This is a genomic window from Mesorhizobium sp. RCAM 05104 (genome assembly GCF_059683645.1).
On record NZ_CM185033.1, the window covers coordinates 2,002,545 to 2,020,260 of the forward strand.

The 17,716-nt window shown below is 56.2% G+C and carries 17 protein-coding genes and 4 pseudogenes; 6 read left to right on the forward strand and 15 right to left on the reverse strand.

The window, feature by feature from the left end; translation table 11 throughout:
• Position 1 precedes the first annotated feature (1 nt).
• Positions 2-163, reverse strand: a pseudogene (locus tag AC56QP_RS09980) (IS21 family transposase); the annotation flags it as partial.
• 151 nt (positions 164-314) lie between these two features.
• Between AC56QP_RS09980 and AC56QP_RS09985 the strand changes: the two are divergent.
• The 4 genes from AC56QP_RS09985 (at position 315) to AC56QP_RS10000 (ending at position 1,766) form a co-directional block, all read left to right on the forward strand.
• Positions 315-761, forward strand: coding sequence for a site-specific integrase (locus AC56QP_RS09985; protein WP_497109035.1), 447 nt, complete (start codon positions 315-317; stop codon positions 759-761).
• Complete coding sequence (locus AC56QP_RS09990; protein WP_489859857.1) at positions 758-931, forward strand: hypothetical protein; 174 nt, start codon at positions 758-760, stop codon at positions 929-931. The genes AC56QP_RS09985 and AC56QP_RS09990 overlap by 4 nt, the downstream gene beginning before the upstream one ends.
• A gap of 20 nt (positions 932-951) precedes the next feature.
• Positions 952-1,356: a site-specific integrase gene (locus AC56QP_RS09995; protein WP_489859856.1), complete on the forward strand. Its 405-nt coding sequence runs from the start codon at positions 952-954 to the stop codon at positions 1,354-1,356.
• Positions 1,357-1,457: 101 nt separating this feature from the next.
• Positions 1,458-1,766: a tyrosine-type recombinase/integrase gene (locus AC56QP_RS10000; protein ID WP_497104070.1), complete on the forward strand. Its 309-nt coding sequence runs from the start codon at positions 1,458-1,460 to the stop codon at positions 1,764-1,766.
• Between the two features lie 111 nt (positions 1,767-1,877).
• On the opposite strand, the pseudogene AC56QP_RS10005 reads toward AC56QP_RS10000, so the two are convergent.
• The 5 genes and pseudogenes from AC56QP_RS10005 to AC56QP_RS10025 all read right to left on the reverse strand — a co-directional run.
• Positions 1,878-2,096: pseudogene (locus AC56QP_RS10005) on the reverse strand (IS21 family transposase); the annotation flags it as partial.
• A pseudogene (locus AC56QP_RS10010) lies at positions 2,088-2,198 on the reverse strand (ATP-binding protein); the annotation flags it as partial. The pseudogenes AC56QP_RS10005 and AC56QP_RS10010, both read right to left, overlap by 9 nt.
• A gap of 69 nt (positions 2,199-2,267) precedes the next feature.
• Positions 2,268-3,107 (reverse strand): carbohydrate ABC transporter permease, encoded by an 840-nt coding sequence (locus tag AC56QP_RS10015; RefSeq protein WP_497109036.1) that lies wholly within the window; start codon positions 3,105-3,107, stop codon positions 2,268-2,270.
• Positions 3,104-3,952, reverse strand: a complete 849-nt coding sequence (locus AC56QP_RS10020) for a carbohydrate ABC transporter permease (protein WP_489859854.1) — start codon at positions 3,950-3,952, stop codon at positions 3,104-3,106. The genes AC56QP_RS10015 and AC56QP_RS10020 overlap by 4 nt, the downstream gene beginning before the upstream one ends.
• 126 nt (positions 3,953-4,078) lie before the next feature.
• Positions 4,079-5,488: an extracellular solute-binding protein gene (locus tag AC56QP_RS10025; RefSeq protein ID WP_489859853.1), complete on the reverse strand. Its 1,410-nt coding sequence runs from the start codon at positions 5,486-5,488 to the stop codon at positions 4,079-4,081.
• Positions 5,489-6,544: 1,056 nt separating this feature from the next.
• Here AC56QP_RS10025 and tnpA point away from each other — a divergent pair.
• A pseudogene (gene tnpA / locus AC56QP_RS10030) lies at positions 6,545-7,020 on the forward strand (IS66-like element accessory protein TnpA).
• Between the two features lie 311 nt (positions 7,021-7,331).
• Positions 7,332-8,183 (forward strand): LysR family transcriptional regulator, encoded by an 852-nt coding sequence (locus AC56QP_RS10035; RefSeq protein ID WP_489859852.1) that lies wholly within the window; start codon positions 7,332-7,334, stop codon positions 8,181-8,183.
• Positions 8,184-8,259: 76 nt separating this feature from the next.
• On the opposite strand, the gene AC56QP_RS10040 is transcribed toward AC56QP_RS10035, so the two are convergent.
• The 9 genes from AC56QP_RS10040 to AC56QP_RS10080 all read right to left on the reverse strand — a co-directional run bounded on the left by AC56QP_RS10040 (position 8,260) and on the right by AC56QP_RS10080 (position 17,716).
• Positions 8,260-9,750 (reverse strand): xylulokinase, encoded by a 1,491-nt coding sequence (locus AC56QP_RS10040; protein WP_489859851.1) that lies wholly within the window; start codon positions 9,748-9,750, stop codon positions 8,260-8,262.
• A gap of 138 nt (positions 9,751-9,888) precedes the next feature.
• Positions 9,889-10,386: a secondary thiamine-phosphate synthase enzyme YjbQ gene (locus AC56QP_RS10045; RefSeq protein ID WP_497100576.1), complete on the reverse strand. Its 498-nt coding sequence runs from the start codon at positions 10,384-10,386 to the stop codon at positions 9,889-9,891.
• Between the two features lie 16 nt (positions 10,387-10,402).
• Positions 10,403-11,113, reverse strand: a complete 711-nt coding sequence (locus AC56QP_RS10050) for a triose-phosphate isomerase (protein ID WP_489859849.1) — start codon at positions 11,111-11,113, stop codon at positions 10,403-10,405.
• 3 nt (positions 11,114-11,116) lie between these two features.
• Positions 11,117-11,890, reverse strand: a complete 774-nt coding sequence (locus AC56QP_RS10055) for a TIM barrel protein (protein WP_489859848.1) — start codon at positions 11,888-11,890, stop codon at positions 11,117-11,119.
• 82 nt (positions 11,891-11,972) lie between these two features.
• Positions 11,973-12,803, reverse strand: a complete 831-nt coding sequence (locus tag AC56QP_RS10060; protein ID WP_489859847.1) for an SDR family oxidoreductase — start codon at positions 12,801-12,803, stop codon at positions 11,973-11,975.
• A 1,402-nt stretch (positions 12,804-14,205) separates the two neighbouring features.
• The gene (locus AC56QP_RS10065) at positions 14,206-14,958 is read right to left on the reverse strand and encodes an ATP-binding cassette domain-containing protein (RefSeq protein ID WP_489859846.1); all 753 of its coding nucleotides are present in this window, start codon (positions 14,956-14,958) and stop codon (positions 14,206-14,208) included.
• Positions 14,959-14,960: 2 nt separating this feature from the next.
• On the reverse strand, positions 14,961-16,148 hold the full coding sequence (locus AC56QP_RS10070) for a sugar ABC transporter permease (RefSeq protein WP_489859845.1): 1,188 nt from the start codon (positions 16,146-16,148) through the stop codon (positions 14,961-14,963).
• A 54-nt stretch (positions 16,149-16,202) separates the two neighbouring features.
• Positions 16,203-17,282 carry a sugar ABC transporter substrate-binding protein gene (locus AC56QP_RS10075; protein ID WP_489859844.1) on the reverse strand — a complete coding sequence of 360 codons (1,080 nt, stop codon included), beginning with the start codon at positions 17,280-17,282 and terminating at the stop codon, positions 16,203-16,205.
• 47 nt (positions 17,283-17,329) lie between these two features.
• On the reverse strand, positions 17,330-17,716 hold the full coding sequence (locus AC56QP_RS10080; RefSeq protein ID WP_489859843.1) for a RidA family protein: 387 nt from the start codon (positions 17,714-17,716) through the stop codon (positions 17,330-17,332).

Genomic DNA, 17,716 nt, shown 5'->3' on the forward strand with positions numbered 1-17,716 from the left:
AGCGTGGCGCCTTCTTCTGCGAGGGCAGCCTCGAATCCTTCTCGATGCGATAGGCCGTGGCTATGCTGATCGACGCCTCTGTCCCCTCGACGGCTGTCGAATTGGTCTGACGGAACTTCATGTAGAGCCTCATCTGGTGATCGGTTATGTGGCGGCCGGGCACAAAGTGATTCCTCCAAATCGGAGAAACCACCGGCATACCCGGTCGACCGAGATCACCAGATAAACGCCCCCGAAAAGGCAGCGGCGCTGGCGGGTTGAAACTCCAGTCGGGCTGCGCCCTCCCTGCGTTCCAACCCGCCAGCATTCTCGTCTTGATTGACGCAACGCTCGCAGCTTCATTGTCGCGCCGCAGAGCACTCCTGGGCCAGCATCTGCATCAACGCCACACTACGGCGCTCGCAACCAATACTGCAGACGATCAGCCGCTGTTTTGCTTGCGCGGAGGTCGCTCGATCAATCTTGGGACCATCAGCCAGACCTTTCACGCTATGGTCCCGAGCCTAAATCTGCGGATCCCACCCGGCATTTCGCCTCCACGCCTGCACGATCTGAGACACTCGTTTGCCGTTGGCACACTCTCGCGCTGGTACACGCTCGGCTTCGATCCTCAGACGAAGCTTCTTGCGCTCTCGACTTTCATGGGGCACGGCGACATCAGTTCCATTGCGGTGTATCTGACGCCGACCCCGGAGCTTCTCGAACACGCCAACCGACGCTTCCGTGATGCCGCGGCAACGCTCGCAGAGGATCGGTCATGACCCTCTCCCTCGGTACACTGATCCAATCATTTTTTGCTGATCATCTTCCGGTTCAGAAGGGGCTGCGGCTCGGTTCGATCCGCAGTTGTCGTGACACGATCCGCCTGTTCCTGTGCTTCGTGTCCGAGCAGCGTGGCCGCAGAATACTGCACTGGCCCTTGATGACCTGACGTTCGAACGGAGTCTGGCATTGCTGAAGCACCTGGGACAAGAACGCGGCAACTCGGTACGTAGTCGCAATCAACGTCGCGCTGCACTGAACACCTTCTTTGCCTACCTCGCTGTGCGTGCACCCGAGATGCTAGCGGTTTGTCAGCAAGTCGCGGCAATTCCCGTCAAGCGCACATCACTGCCTGATACGCACTTCCTGGAGCGGGAGGAGGTAGCGGCCTTGTTTCGTTCGCTGCCTCGGCAAGGGCATCTCGCGCTGCGCGACCACATACTATTGCTCTTCCTCTACGACACGGGCGCCAGGGCACAGGAAGTTGCGGATCTTCGTATCGAGCACCTCGAACTCAAGCCGCCGGCCAAAGTCCACTTGAGCGTGACCCCATCATGCGGCGGCCTAACGTCGACCGCGAAGAGAAGCGAGTGACCCGCGGGGCGACATGGTCCGGAAAATTATCGGGAGGAGCTTGACCTCAACGATCCCAATCAGAGAAGAGAAGCCTGCTAACGAGGTTCGGGATCTATAAGATTGTCCGACGACACGGCGCATCCTTCGATACACACGGGCCGAAATCCAGACGTGTCAGCCCGCATCTATTCCGGCACACCGCTGCCTGCCACCTACTGGAATCCGGTGTCGAAGTTAATGTGCTACGCACTTGGCTCGGGCACGTGAGTCTCGACACGACAAATCGTTATGCCGAGCTGACGCTGCGCGCCAAAACCGAGGCGCTACGCGCCTGCGAAGTGAGTGGTTCAGGTATTTCAACGGTACCCCGGCCACGTGTTGCCTGGAAGGACGACAAAACCCTCCTCGACTGGCTCAATTCGCTGTAGCGCATTATGTGTCCTCTCGCCCGCGGTCCACCTTCGAAATACCGGCTCAAACCGTTGCCAGCCACATAATGGCGTCGGACACAAAACTACGATTTTGTTCCCGGGAACAAAATCGTAGACGATCGCCTTCGGCACGCCGCCGAAGAAGCTCAGCGCCCGGCACTGGCCCTCGATGCAGTCTGGCAGCTTCTGGCTGAGGCTGGCGTGGGCGAAGATGAAGGTCGACGCTCCCAGCACGGCCACGAAGATCTGGGCCTGGCTGATGACGCCGGTGTCGGGATCGACGACCGATACGGAGTGCGCGGCGTAGTCGGTTTGCATGTAGGCTGGGAAGCGCGCAGCCTTCATGTGATAGGCGATGGAACGCACTTCCCGTTCGGCCAGTTCAGCCTTGAGCAGTTGTGACAGGATCGGCACGGCGGCTGCGAAGGCCAGCGCGGTTCACAATGCGAAGTGCGGTGGGCACGCGCTTACCATCAAACCGTGGGATCAAACACCTAACTACTCGCCAGCTATCGCGCCGCCGGTCATTCCCGCAACCATATAGCGCTGCACGGCGAACGCGAAGATCACTACTGGCAACACCGTCACAGTGCCGACCGCCGCGATCTGGCCCCAGAACGTCCCGATGGGAGTGAGCAAGTTTGGCACCGCCACCGGGATAGTTGCCGTATCCCGTGAGGTAAGGACCAGCGCGAAAAGGAACTCGTTCCAGGAGTTGATCAGGCAGAAGATGCTCGTTGCAGCAAGCCCGCCCCGGGTCAGTGGCAGCACGATGCGCAAGAACGCTCCAAGGTGGCTGCATCCGTCCAATCGAGCGGCTTCGTCGAGCGACGTCGGCACCGCCATGAAGAACCCGCGCATCATCCACACGGTGAAGGGGATCGAGAATGTTAGGTACGCGGCGATGACCGCCGTATAGGTGCCGCTGAGCCCCAATTGATAGGCCAGCAGAAACAGAGGCACCGACAGGACCATCGCCGGCAGCAGCCGCGTGCCAAGCAACATAAGAAGGTAGACACCCTGCAACCGCCCGCTCCGCCGGCTCAGGCTGTAAGCGGCAGGAACGCCCACCACGAGCGCGATTGCAGTGGACGCAAGCGCAACCACGACCGAGTTGATAAGGTTCCTGCTAAATCCCTTATTTTGGAACGCCTCGCGGTAGTTGTCGAGCGTCGGCGTGAAGGTCAGCTTAGGAGTCAAGGAGAAGATGTCCACGCGATTCTTGAACGAGGTGAGCACCAGCCACAGCAACGGTGACAGGTAGGCAAGGATTGCCACTGTGACGATGGCCAGGATCACCGCTTGGCCTATGCCACTGCGAGTTCGCGCTGATGTCATTGACGCATGTCCTTGCGCAGGAGGAAGTGGAACATCACGGCAGCCAAGGCCATGACCACGACAAAGGTAACCAGGCTAAGCGCCGCACCGTAGCTGAGATCCCAATTGGCGAAACTTACACGGTATTGGTACAGGTCGTTCACGACGGTCGATGACCCCGGCCCGCCGCCAGTAAGGATGTAGACCTTGTCGAACTCTCTCACGGCTTCCGTGGTGCGGAACAGGACGGCCACAGCGAGGATCGGGGTGAGCATCGGCAAGATCACGAGCCGATACTTCTGAAGCGTTGTTGCCCCGTCGATTTCGGCTGCCTCCAGCGGCTCGGTCGGAAGCGCCCGCAATCCGGCAACCACCATCAGCGCGACAAACGGGAACCATTCCCACACATCCGCAGCGATAAGAGCTACTAGGGCCGTAGACCCTTGGCTCAGCATACCGCCCGCCGGCCCGATACCCAGCCCGCTAAGGATCCAGGTCAGGTACCCGAATTGGGCGTTGAACGCAAAGTTGAACATCAAGCCGACGATCAGCGGAGCCAGGATCATCGGCAACAGCAATGCCGAAGTGACCAGCCGCTGGAAGACCTTCAGCCGATGCAGCCAGATTCCGACTAGAGTGCCGATTACAGTTTCAAGGACAACCGCCGAAACCACGAAGATGATGGTGGTGAGGATGGCGTTGCCAAAGGCGTCATCTTGAATGATTCGTTCGTAGTTGGCCAGACCGACCCACTGGCCGGTCTTGCCAGGAATGACCAGGCTGTAGCTGTGGAAGCTCAGTTGGATACTGTAGATCACCGGGGCCACAACAACGGTCAGTAGGATCAACAAACTCGGCGTCTGCATCGAGAAGTAGAACCATTGCCCGTGCTTCGGCCGCCGGCGGCTAGGTCGCGCTAGGCGGGGGGGTGTCACCCCCTTTCTGCCGCCTCGTCACGTAGAATTGTGCTATTTCCCATGCCCAAGCCCACCTTATTTGTATGTCACCGGGAGAGCGCCGTTCAACAGCTTGGTGATCTCGTTCTGCGCATCGTCCAAGGCGCCTTGCGAGGACACCTGGCCATTGAGGGCCTGTGACAGGTGGTTGCTCAGCACGTCGTTCATGCCTCCCCATTGTGGGATGCGCGGACGCGCCTTAGACTGTTGCAGGCTAGAGAGCTCCTGGTTCCAGTACGGCAGTTTTGCCTGCAGCTCCGGGTCTTTGAAGACGGACGTCAAAGCCGGCAAGCCGCCAAGTTCGGCGAGCTTGGTCTGAGTGGGCTTTGACAGGGCCCACGCCATGAACAGTTGGGCGGCCTCCTTGTTGGCGGAGTCCGCATTCACTGTCCATGTCCAACTGCCCAAGAGCGCCTCGGGATGATCGCCAACGGCTTTAGTCGGAATGGCGGCGTAGCCAATTTTACCGGCGACCTTTGACTGGGTAGGGTCCTCAATAGCGCCTGGGGTGTCGCCCCAGGTAATGGACTCTGCAGCGATGCCCTGCTCGAGTTGAGTGGTGACCTCGTCCCATGTTGCCGAGGTGTAGCCGGGCGGCGCGTACGCCGTGAGCGACTTCTCGAAGTCGAGCGCCGCCACGTTCGCAGCAGAATTCACGGCCGGATTGCCAGACGAGTCGAATAGGTCGCCACCGAAGGTCCACATGTAGTTCATCCACTCTAGGACGGTGGCGGTGTGCCGCTTGCCCGCGAGCGCCACTCCGTACATGGGCGAGGAGAGTTCCTGACCGGCCAACTTGTCTCCGCTCTTGCGAGTGAAGAACTCCGCGATGTCCTTGTATTGCTGCCATGTTTTAGCGGGGGCGAGGTCATAGCCATACTTCGCTTTGAAGGCCTGCTGCTCGGTCGGGTCTGAAAACAGGTCCTTACGGTAGAACATCATCATCAATCCACTGTTGGACGGCACGCCGTAGCAATGCTCCTTCCACTGGGACGACGCCTTCCAGAGCACAGGAATGATGTCCGCGCTGCGATAGGTGGTGGGCGCACCCTTCGGCGGAGCATTGCAGAAATCATCCTCGATTTGGATATATTTCTGTTCAGCAAAGCTCCCGAGATACTCGTAAGGAATGGAGAGGACGTCGTACGTACCACTCTTTGTCGCGAAATTGAGCACCGCTTTCTGAACCAAAATGTCATAGGGCGCCTGCTCGAGCGTCACCTCGATCCCGGTCTTTTTCTGGAAGTCCGCAAGGAGGTCCTGTAGAACTGTCGAATTTGTCGCCGCCTCAGCGATGATCTGCAAGTGTGTTCCTTTATACGCTTGGCTCCAGCCGTCCGGACCAGTTCCAGTTTCGTCCGCATGGCCGCCCACCGCGAAAAGAAGGGTTCCCAGCATGCCCAGCGACAGCTTAGTTGGTAGATTCTTGCAGTGCTTCCGTCCCATCAGTCTTCTCCATTTCTTTCTTGCAGTCCGATAGTATTCAAAGGCTCGGCGTGTCCGTTCCACTTCGATTAGGATGCTCTCGCAATTCGTCGGGGGGAGCGGGCCGTCCAATCTGCAGGTTCCGGGCCTGTCGTGGAGTAGCAGACGCGCCTTCGGCGTCCGCAGATCATATCCGGGTCGTCGGGTCGAAGGCGCGACCTGTCTGGCCAAATCCCACCCTCTGTCACAACCGATCGACATTGGTCGCGTCCGATGACGATAGCGATCTGTCCGACCGGGTGGCCATTCTTCCGCGCAAGTTTCGCGGCGGACTCGACAGCTATGCTACCGTGGAACCAGAGACTGACCCTGCTGGGATGGCTAGTAGCGTGAGCCGAGTGGCGAGCGTGAGCAAGGTACAGGAAGCACAGTTCGACCGAACGTACGTCATTTGTTGCGCTCGGGAGTCGGCTGCGTGGAGCATGCGAGCCGGATGCACCAATGTCGTTTGGCCACGCTTGGGAGGTCAGATTCAAAAACCGACAGTCTTCAGCGTCCGGGATATTCGGCCCGGACATCCGGACGAAGGTCGAAGTAGGTTCTGCGCGGGCCGTCCAGCCGCGAAGAGGCGCTTCTTTATCCGCTTTGAGCCCGGAGGCGCTGACCTTCTCAGACCCAACCAGGCTTCCATTGGCTTTTCTGTACACCATGTTCGGCAGTCTAGAAGTTGCGCCGATGGTTGAGAATGTGAAACTTGCGATCGATTTATAAGCGGGACGTATGAATGGCCGCCAGTTTCGGGGGCGCCAATGAAGGGTGATCCAGACGGTCCGGGAGGAGTCACCTGCCGGGATTGCGAGAGGATCAGCCAACCGCCGGCGCCATTCCAACCGACCGGGGCTCGGCGGGGCCGAACCTGGTGGCCATGATCGCCTTCGAGAAGTTCGGCCATGACGTTGCCGCCTGGAACTAGTCCAGTTTGATCAGAGATTAAGGTAAGCGCGAATTTCCCCGCACCTTTTGCTGTTGAGTGCTCTGATGCATGAGGTGTCCACCAAAATAGGTTGACACCAAGTGATGGAAGAAGACGAGCAGAAACTGCGGGTGAGGCTTGTCGGTCGGAACGGGCGACGCCGATACGACCCTTGCATCGAAGGACCGTCTTGTCTCGGCCTGCCTTGAGCCTGGCGTGTCGGTATCGAGGCTTGCGCTCGAACATGGGGTCAATGCGAACCTTCTTCGGAAGTGGATAAAGAAGCGCGCGAAGACCCAGTCCCTCCCGCCATCCTCACCACCGGCGTTCATCCCGGTTCAGATTGAAAGTGCTGCCGATCGGGCCTTGCTGCGACAGAGCAGCATGGCTGCGGTGGATTTGCCGGGGACTTGCGATGAGGTGCGTGGGTCGGGCATCGAAAAGGACTGCGCTTTTTTCCTCTCCGGCCAAGGTGAGCGCGTCATTGCCGAACGGCGTGGAGTTGATGCTGGAATGTGGTGATGTGGATGCATTGACGGCGACCATCGGAGCACTGGGTCATGTTCAGACTGGGCGCTGACCTGAAGAGCGCGGTCAGAATGACATATTGTTCTCTTCGAACTGACGCGAGCCGCCGAATTGTGCGGCTGCCCTGCCGGCAAAGTACGCATTCCAAGCCGGATAGGTGCAGCGCTGTAGCAGCCCGTCGACGCCATCCACGGGGGACAGCAGAACTCCGGGGAGGGCCTCAATGTTCACGGTGCGCCTCGGCGTTCGTTCCTGCTAGCGATTAACCACCCAAAGCCATTGACAAAAGGGATGAAATAGCGGAACGATTAATTGGTGACGCTTATGAATATCCAGTTCCGGCATGTACGGTCCTTCATTGTCGTGGCGCAAGAGAAGAGCTTCTCTCGAGCGGCAGAGCGCCTGAATGTATCGCAGCCTGCCCTCTCGCAGACCATCATCCAGCTCGAAGAGAACGCCGGCTTTCCTTTGTTCGAACGTACGACACGCGCCGTGAGCCTCACCGAGCCAGGCGAGAAGCTGCTCGCAAAGGCTTTGGCGCTCAGCCGCTCCATGGACCAGTTCCAAGACGAAGCGCGGCGGCTGCAACTGGCCCTCAAAAGCGAGCTTCGCGTCGGCTTCATGATCGGTACCGCAGTCGAATTCATTCCGGCGATCGTCAGGGAGTTCGAGCGGGTGCGGCCAGACGCGATCTTGCGATTGAAGGAGTATGATTTCTCCGACCCCAGCGCCGGGCTCATTGCCGGTGAGGTCGATTGCGGCATTATCCGCCCGCCGATCGGGGCGGAAGATGTCGACATCGTCGAGATCGCCTATGAGAAATGCGTTGCCTGCCTGCCCACCGGCCATCCGCTCACGGCCAAGCCGACCGTCCTGCTCGCTGACATATTGGACGAACCTCTCATCACTTCGCCTACGCCCGGGATCTGGCGGGAGTATTGGCTGGGGAGCGAGTATCGCGACAGCAGTCGGCCGGCGACGGTCGCGCTCGAAGTGGCGACTGTCGAATCTGAACTGCAGGCCGTTGCGATGGGCCGCGGCATCAGCATTACCGCCGACAGCACTGCGCGCTACTATGCCCGTCCTGGTGTCGTCTTCCGCGACATCACCGATATGCGCGAATGCGTGATTGGCATCGGCCATCGGGGTTCGCCCGACCGGCTCGTCGAAGATTTCATCGCGGTCGTCAAGCGGGTGACAGCCAATCGCACATAGGCGTGACGGGTTAGAGTGGACACCGCAGCTCGTCGCGCCCTCATCCCTTCAGGGTCTTGAGCTTCCCGGGCGCGCACTACCCGTTTGCTGGGAATTCCTTGAAAACAGGCCCCAGCGCATCGTATAAGCGACGAAATAGCTGGTATTGCTTTTCAAACGCTCCATCGTTGGATTCCGGATCGTATACCGTTCCGACTTTAACGCATTGCGACGCAGCCTCTCCATAGCTCGCATACTCACCTACCGTGACAGCTCCAATTATAGCCGCACCTAGACTTGGTGCCTCTTCGTCGGCAGGGATAGCAACCGGCAAGCCGCAAATGTTGGCCTTGATCTGAGACCACAATGAAGATTTAGCACCACCGCCTGTCGAGATGATCTTTCCGACACATATACCGGACGCTCTGAAGTTGTCGATATTCTTACGAAGCAGACAGGCAACCCCATACATAATTGCCAAGGCGAAGTCGTAAGAGTCGTGTGCGATTGTTGCGCCAAAGAATACCCCCGTTGCGTTTCGGTCAAACTCAGGTGGATTAACGCCCGTAAGGTATGGCAGGAACGTCAAGCGGCGGTCGACCTCTTTCTTACTGGCCACCGCGTCTATCTCTTTAAAAGACACGCCAGGTAGAAATTCATTCCTAAACCATTCTAAACTAATACCGCCCGATTCACATACCGGAAGATAAACATAGCTATTATCGAAAGGTCCGCAGTATAATGGGATACGCGACGGTGAAGCAAACGGTTTTTCAACAAGTGTCGCAATAGAAGAGACCGTCCCCGCCGACTCACTGACAATTCCCTGAGTAATATTCCCCGTGCCAATCATGCCCGCGAAATGATCGAGCGTGCCTGAATTGACAGTGCAGCCAGTCGGAAAATCGAGCTTCCTTCGCACACGTGGCAGTATCTCTCCGACAATCGAGCAGGGATCTATCAACCTGGGCAATTGACATATTTCGACACCACAATATCTCAGCGGATCATCCCAATATACCCGTCTTGTCACATCGAAATAGTGAGAAAATGGGTAAATCGAATGCTCCCCAACAAAATGACCAGTCAAGTGGTATATAACGTAATCCTTGAGCAGAAAAAACTTACGCGCCTTCTTGAAACACTCGGGCTCGTTGTGTTTAATCCACAACAACTTCGTCAGCGGCCAAGTCGGGATAATTTCAGGCTGGCCGGTTATGCGATAGCATGTATCTCGGTCAAACAATGCGGACAACTCTTCGCATTCACTTTGAGAGCGCATGTCCAGCCAAGAAATGCCGTTCCGCAAGGGTTTTCCCGACTCATCGGCCACGATGAGCGACTCTGCCTGGCCGGTTAAAACCAATTGTACCGGCTGCTCCCGCCCAAGAATCGGTTGCGCTCTCCTGTAACACGATGCCACGAGATCCAAAATTCGAGCTAGATAATGCTCTGCATCGAACTCGACGATGGTGTTCTTCCGCAGGTAAGAAACCCCCGCGCTTTCCAACGCGACCAGGGTCACGTTATCCGTATACGCACCTACCTTGATATTGGTAGTCCCTAGGTCAACTGTAATAATCGCCATCGTTGCCACCACTCCAAATCGCTTCTCATCCTTCGACTTGCGCTCAAAAAGACTTGGTCCTGCGAAGATTGTGAAGACTGAGGCTGCTGTCTCCGATGGGCGTGACGAGGCCCCTACCGGTTTGCACGGATCTCTCGACTACTCGCCAACGATCTGAACCCGAACGACGCGTTCCCTCTCGCGGGTTTGATCAAGATCTGCGAAATAGATCCGCCCGAAAAGACCCAGGGTCATTTTACCGTCAAGCAGCGGTATTGCCTCCGAACGACCAAGCAAACAGGAACGTATATGCCCATCCGTATTTAGACACCATTCATTCAGTTCCCCCCGCAGCGCCAACGCTTGTTGCGTGTGGAACTCCCCAGGATGCAGATACTGTCCTTCGTACTTGCAATCCGGAATAATCTTTTCGAGACAATTGATGGTGTCCTGAAGAATGAGCGGGATTTTTCCGTAGGTCTCCCCCTCAGAGTCTTCTTGAATAAGCACGCTGCAGCTGGTGTGCTGACTGAATACGACCACCATGCCGTTTTGAATACCGGCCGCAGTGACAATCGTGGTTACTTTGTCCGTGACGTCTTCAAAATGGATACCGTGCCGCGACTTGACTGATATAGTCTCATGAAACACTGCCATAGTGGTTAAGCTCCCTTCAATTTCCGACTCTCTCGCGGTACGCGCGACTCATTTCCCTTATCATTCGTTCGAGCATGTCCTTTGGATCGGCCGCACACATCACAGCACTGGTGGAACCAGTGCCGTCGGCGCCCGCACGAACGATTTGGTAGACATCATTCTCGTCGCTAATCCCTGCTCCGTGCAGCACCTGGATTTCCTTGTCCACCTCACTCACAGCCTGGTTGGTTCTCTCGATCTCCTGAATGTCATCTGCGCTACGCTTCCCGCCCCCGATCAACGCAGGAGACTCTGCCAGAACAATGTTGGGTCTGAGCCTAGCAACAGCAGCACTTTCTTCGACCGATCCAGCGCAAACCAGCGTAGCGAGCCCAACTTCATCCGCTCGACGGATCGTTGCGTGTAGCGAGGAAAGACTTAAGGGTTTCTCAGCGTGGTTCAGCAGAACACCTACTGCACCCGCTTCTCTAAGGGCTTCAGGCAATACCGCGCCTACACCACGACCGATGCAATTCGCATCCATGTGTTGAGCAAATACTTTTAGGTGGGTTGTCTTTTGCGCGATACGATAGATGTCAGTGTACTGCGCCGTGCAGATGATATCGACGCCATAGTCGTCACACAGCTTATCAGCATGCAACGCGAGCTCGATTGCCCTATCACCGTATAAATAGACTTTCGGGCCAAGTTCGAAAAAAGGCCTTCTGAGCGAAAAATCTTCTATCATCGTCTATATCCTACCGAGAATACCGTTCAAAAAATCGGCCGCGGCGGGCAATGTGACTTCTGGGCGTCCCATCGTGCTACATTCCAAATTGATGAATCGGCTATATCCGCACACCTTGAGCGCTCTAAGCCCGCGCTCCCAGTCAATGCTTCCGGATCCTGGCGTACAGCGGTTGTTGTCGCCCAAATGCACATGTCGAATAGCGCCGCTGTCAGCAACGGCCGTTATAGCGTCAGCTATATCGGCCTCCTCGATCGACATGTGAAAGAAATCGGGCAGAATCCCAGTTTCCTTCAAGCCAACCTTGGACGCTACCCGCGCGCAGTCCACAATGCTGTTCAAATAGGGGCTTTCATAGCGGTTGATCCCCTCGAGGAGGACGGCCCCTTCGGTCCCGACCACAGCCTGAGCGATATCCCGGTAGATCGAAACGAAATCATCCTCTTGTTCCGGCGTCATCTGCCGATATATGTCGAACAACGGCAGAGGGTCCTGAGGTCCCAGAAGATATTCGATTTCAGTGATAGCGCCGATTTGCGCGCACACCTCAGCCGCCTGGACATAGAGTGCCTTTGTGGCTGCCCTCTCTCGGGAATCATCACTCATCAGTTTCCCGGCGGCGGGCGACATGAATAGGAACTCACAAGGTGTAACGCCGGCGTTTTCTTCGAGATGAAGTAATTCATCCATCTTCTCATCGTTCCACGAGTCATGATCGGCAAATACGGAGATACCTTTGTAACCCCAGCTCCGCAATAGAGTTGCCTTGTCAGTCAAAGTTCTTCCTGGGACCATCATGTTGGTGCATGAAAGTAACATAGCGATTCCCCTATTTGCTTATGGCCGCTAAGCGTAGATCTTAGAAACACGTATACGCACCGTCGACAATGAAATCGGCCCCAGTTGTAAACGAACTAGTGTCGCCTGCGAGATACACGGCGATCGATTGTAATTCTTCCGGCTTCCCCATGCGGCGAAGTGGCGACAGTTGCTCCCACTGCTCGATCAGAGGTCGTAACGCGGGGGACTTCAACGTCATTTCTGTCGCCATATACCCAGGGCTTATGGTGTTTACTCGCACGTTCCTAGTCGCCCATTCGATGGCCATTGCCTTGGACATCTGGATGACCGCTGCTTTTGATGCTGCATATGACGCTTCGCGCTGGGGAATGTTGACAATATGAGCCGACATAGATGCTGTGCAGACGATTGAACCGCCTCCCTGTTTCAGCATGACCCGCCCGGCAGCCTGCGCGGTCAAGAAGGTACCGTTTAGGTTCACTTCAATGATCTTCTTCCAATCCTCGTACGTGTCGTCCTCTACCGCCACTTCGTTTGAGATTCCCGCGTTGCAGAAAGCAATATCGAGGCGGCCGAACTCTTCGAGAATGCTGTCTATCATCGCATTTACCTGTCGTGGATCTGTAATATCTGTCTTAATGGCAATCAGCCTGCTACCGTTTGCGGCCGATATCTCCGCGCAAGCCTTCTTCGCTTCATCCAGATCAAGATCTACAATGGCGACCTGCGCCCCGGCCTCGGCTAGTGCACTGGCGATTGCTTTGCCAATACCGCGTGCGCCCCCTGTTACGAAAGCGGTCTTTCCGTCCAAACGCATTCTTTCTAGAATACCCACTTTAGAAATCTCCACTTCTGGGCCTAGCGATTTGGCCAATGGGGAAAAAGACATTGCTTGCGACTCCACGTGCTCTTTCGCGCAATCAGGAAAACAGTCAGCGCCATAAGAGATGAAACGCCGAGAACAGAGGTCTCGATTGCGTTCAGTTCAGGCGTGATACCGCGTTTCACAGAGGCGAGCATAAAGATGGGGAGCGTTGGATTCGGCCCGGCCACGAAGAATGCTATGATGAATTCGTCGAAACTCAGAACGAACGATAGAAGTGCCCCGGCCAGCAAAACTCCCAACACAGGCCTCATCGCGACCTAAGCTCTCAAGCTGAGACATGTCGGTCTGGGTAATGTTCATGGCTGTCTCAACCCGTTGGCGGAGTTGGAATTATCCATGTGAAGCCATTGACAACAATGATAAAGAACAGATAGATTAATAAGCATAGGTGATGAATTACCAGCGGGACTATTGCTCCGTGCTGTCTCCGCGGCGGGAGCCCACTGGCTTGCAGAAGCTCGGGTTCGACTGTTGTCGCTCGAACGCGACTTTGGCTGGCCAGACGATCTCGTCCACCCCCTTGGCAGGCACACGACGCATTTCTCACGCGCGATCGTGACAGTTTCGATGTCATCGAGATCGACCGGTGGGTGAACGATGCTGCAATTAACCTTGCCGTCCCGCAAACCTGTCGACGGATCCGAAAATCAAACTCCTGCAGATACAGTAGGCACCCAGCGCGAGACGTTCAGCTCTTCGGCAGCGCGCGCAAAGTCCTCTCATCCGCCACGTCGATGAAGGCGAATATACCAGACCTGGATATTCATAAGCGTTGCCAATTAATCGTTCCGCCAATCGTCATTGTTGTCATTCGGTCCGCATGGATAATCGGAAGGCAAGCCAGTGAGTTGAGCTGGGCCATGAATATCGGCCGTCAGGACGTCTCCCCAGAAATGGGAGTGGGTCTGGCCGAATTTCCAGGCAGCCTGATTCACAGTCCGTTCCTAACTCCCAAGCGACGGCTGTATCCTCTGGCGGGGCTCGAGATCCCCGCCAGAGGAGTCAATGTCCAGATGGAGCACCCATGAGCTTGAGCCTTTGATGGCGTTGCTACGCCTCACATTCACATTGGCGGTGAGTCGCGCCCTAACACGGCCAGGTCCGTGCCCCGCACAAATCTGCCCATCGACATCGCCAAACACGAATTCATCGCCATCCCGACCCCAGCGGCCCCGGGCAAGAGCACGCCGCTTCGACTAATCGCCGGGCGCGACCGACCGAGCATGGGCAGCATGGTATTCGAAGGGGCCGACGTCACCGATCTGCCGCCGCACAAGGGTCGTCATCAATTGGGGACGGGCGACGTGCTTCTTCCAGGCCCAGCGCAGCAAAGAGCTCCGCAAACGAATCCTGGACGGTTGACACCGACAATTTGCCGATGAAGTCATGAGTTTCGCATGACATGTTATGCCACCCGTTCCCCAACGCCAGCCATATGGTGAAGTATCTCAGTCTCTGTTGTATGCTCGGTTTGAAGCTCACATGCGATACTACCGCGCCTCAAAATGTAGATGCGATGTGTTGTCTCCATCAGATCTGATAGTCGGTGGCTCACTAGCATCACCGAAGTCCCGCTCCCAGGCAGCTTACGAATCAGCTCCAGCAAGGGGCGTCCGGCTTTCACTGACAGCGCTGCGGTAGGCTCATCCAAAATAACCAACTTCGGGGATGAGGCCATCGCCCGAGCAATCGCCACCAGTTGGCGTTGCCCTCCTGAAAGCGCCGAGACCGGCTCGGTGAGCGACGGCAATTGCAACTCAAGCTTTTCCAGGATTTGGCTTGCTCTCCGCAACATAGTTGATCGGTCCAACGCATTTATGCCGAATGCCCCGAAGCGACGAATTTCTCGTCCAAGAAAGATATTTTCATATATTTCAAGATTATCGCAGAGCGCGAGATCCTGGTAGACCATTTCGATTCCGAGTTCGCGAGCGCGCTTAGGATTGTACGCCACAAGCTGCGAACCGTTCACAAGCAACTGCCCGGCGCTCGGCTCGACATCCCCCGCCACAGTCCTCATCAAAGTGGATTTTCCTGCGCCATTATCCCCGGCAAAGCCGACAACTTCACCAGGCTTGATATGGAAATTAACGTTCTCCAGAGCGGTCACAGCCCTGTAATGCTTGGCGATCGATCGCGCCTCAATTACGTTCTGCATCTCTAAATCCTCGTCTCGCCCCTGCGGCTCAATGAATCGAGACCCACTGCAAACAGCAGGATGATCCCGGTCGCGACCATTTGGTAGAACGTGTTAACTCCCGCCAAACTCAGTCCATTCGAGATGCTCGCCATGAGCATTGCGCCGGCAATCGCCCCCGGGATGGTACCTTGTCCCCCGAAAAGGTTTGTACCGCCAATAATGGCTGCGCTTATCGCATTCAGAGCTAGAAGCTCGCCGATCCCTGGGGGTGCCGCATCGAGCAACGACGATTGTATGATTGCCGCGACGGCGGTCAGGACGCCCATGAGCATGAACAGCGAGACGATTATGACGGGCACCGCAATACCAACTCGCTTGGCTGCTTCCGGATTTCCTCCGATGGCGTAGACGTAGCGGCCAATATCAGTCTTGCGAGTGAATGTGTGCAAAAGTATCGCCAACGCCAAAAGCAAAACAGTCGGATACGGAAGGCCTCGGTAGCCCGAGAAGACCCACAGCGCGCCCGCCAAAAAGACAATCAGAAAGCCGAGCCTAGCGGCATTGACAACCCGAGTGATTCCCACCCCACCTCTTTGTTGCTTGACTTGGCCAACAATACCCCAAGCCGAGATCGCGCCGATCGCCGCTATGAGGACCGCGGATACGACAGGCGGGACCTCAGAATTTGCAATGGCGTAGAACCCTTCTGAGGCACCAGAAAGAGTTTGGCCGTCGGGAATTATGAACGCAACACCGCGGATCCACGAGAAACCGGCCAACGTAATAATGAAGGATGGGATCCCAAGACTGACACGGACTATTCCGTGCAAGGCTCCCACCGTCGTCCCTATGGCAAGTGCGATGACGATTGTCTCCCACGTGCCTATTTCGTATTTCACTTGGCACTGAAATATCGCAACCATAATCAATGCCATGACTGCGCCAGCAGACAAGTCGATCTCGCGGGCAACCAGCAGCAAAGTCATGCCCATAGCCAGAATGGCCGTGACCGCCATCTGAACGGACAGGGTACTTAGATTTCGTTGCGTTAGGACGAAGCCGTCAGTGAGAAAAAAATGAAACACCACCCACGTCACGATTGTGAATCCAAGAAGGAGCACTAATCGCAAATCTCTCAGATCTGACGCCACGGACGTCTCTTTGGCGTCGCCAGCACGAGCATCCATAATTTCTTGTTTCACAGACATCTTCGTCTCCGCAGCGAGAAGGGAGCCTCGCGCTAAGCGCGAGGCTCATAAAGCCTATCGGAACTTCGCTAGCCCTGCGGGTAGAACTCCATCTGGAAGGCCCTTGAGAACAGTCGGCGCATCGACATATCCCGGGCTGTACTGCGAGAAATATGTCGCCATATTTTCCCTGGTAACGTTGAAGTCCTCTATCGGATACAGAGGTATGCTGAGGTCCCCTGTTTTATACTCGCTTGGAGCTTTTGGCTTTTCACCGCGGGCAAATTGAACCGCAACTTCTCCGGCTGTCCGTCCCATTACGTCAAATCTTGTGAAGCTTGATAGCTTCATGCGGCCCTCTATGATCTGGCGACATCCGTCGCTCGTCGCGTCCTGCCCAGAGACGAAAATTGTGTCCGGCAGACCGAGACGCTCGATGGCAGCGATAGCGCCACCAGCCATCCCGTCATTGTTGCACAGGAAGCCTTGGATGTTGTTGTTGTTAGCGGTCAGCGCGTTTTCGGCCTGCTTGCGCGCAGATTCCGGGTCCCAGCCCGCTTGAAACTCGTGGCTAACGATTTTCAATTTCCCGCTGTCGATGTATGGCTGCAGTATTTCAAAATATCCCTTTGTGACTTCCTCAGCCACGGCGTTTCCGGGCTGCCCCGAGATGATGACCCAATTGCCTGCCAGAACTCCCTCCTTTTCGGCTGCTTTCACGGCCGAGCGTCCAACATTTCCGTTGTCACGCGAGACGAAAGCTGCGACGTCGGAGCTCGGGATCGCAGTGTTGTATGCTATTACCGGAACTCCCTCGCGTTGCGCCCGTCGAGCCATGTTAATGGCGGCCTTTGACTCGACGGCCACGATGGCAAGTGCGTCCACGCCTTGTGAGAGGAGGTTTTCAACGTCACGTAGCTGCTGAGCGACGTCGAAATTTGCCTGGACGACTACCGCCTCAAATCCTCCTTTACGCACGGCATCCTCAAAACTCGGTTTGTCCAAGTTCTTCCACCGGGGCACCGTAAATGTTTCCATGGCAAAGCCGATGCGGCCCGTACGTGCTTGAACAATCGCTGGCGAAGCGATCGCTGAAAGCGCTGCTAGCGTACCGACTGACCGCTTGACGAAACTGCGTCGTGACATTTTATACATAATATACTCCTCTCTTGTTGTGCCTATTGCGATTTCACATCGTCTTTTTATAGTTTGGACGCCAGCACATCGATCTCGATTACCATGTCTGGGTGAGCGAGTGCCGATACATAAACGAGCGTATTGCCTGTGATGACATCGCCAAGCAGTTCGGCGCGGCGTTCCCTGCTGTAAGCAACGTGGGTCGCATCGGTCATAAAGACCGTAATCTTCAATACATCCGCCGGAGAGAGATCTTCGCTGGCAAGCCAGCGACCCACGTTCAGCCACGCTTCTGCGATCTGCTCTTTGTCGTCCTTCAGCATCTCTCCGGCTTGGTTGATCCCGAGTTGTCCGGCAGACGCGAATAGTCGCGCGCCAGGCTCGGTGATGTTCACGTGAACGTATGGGCCAATGGGTGCATGAAGCTGAGGTGGATTATGGCGCCTGATCAT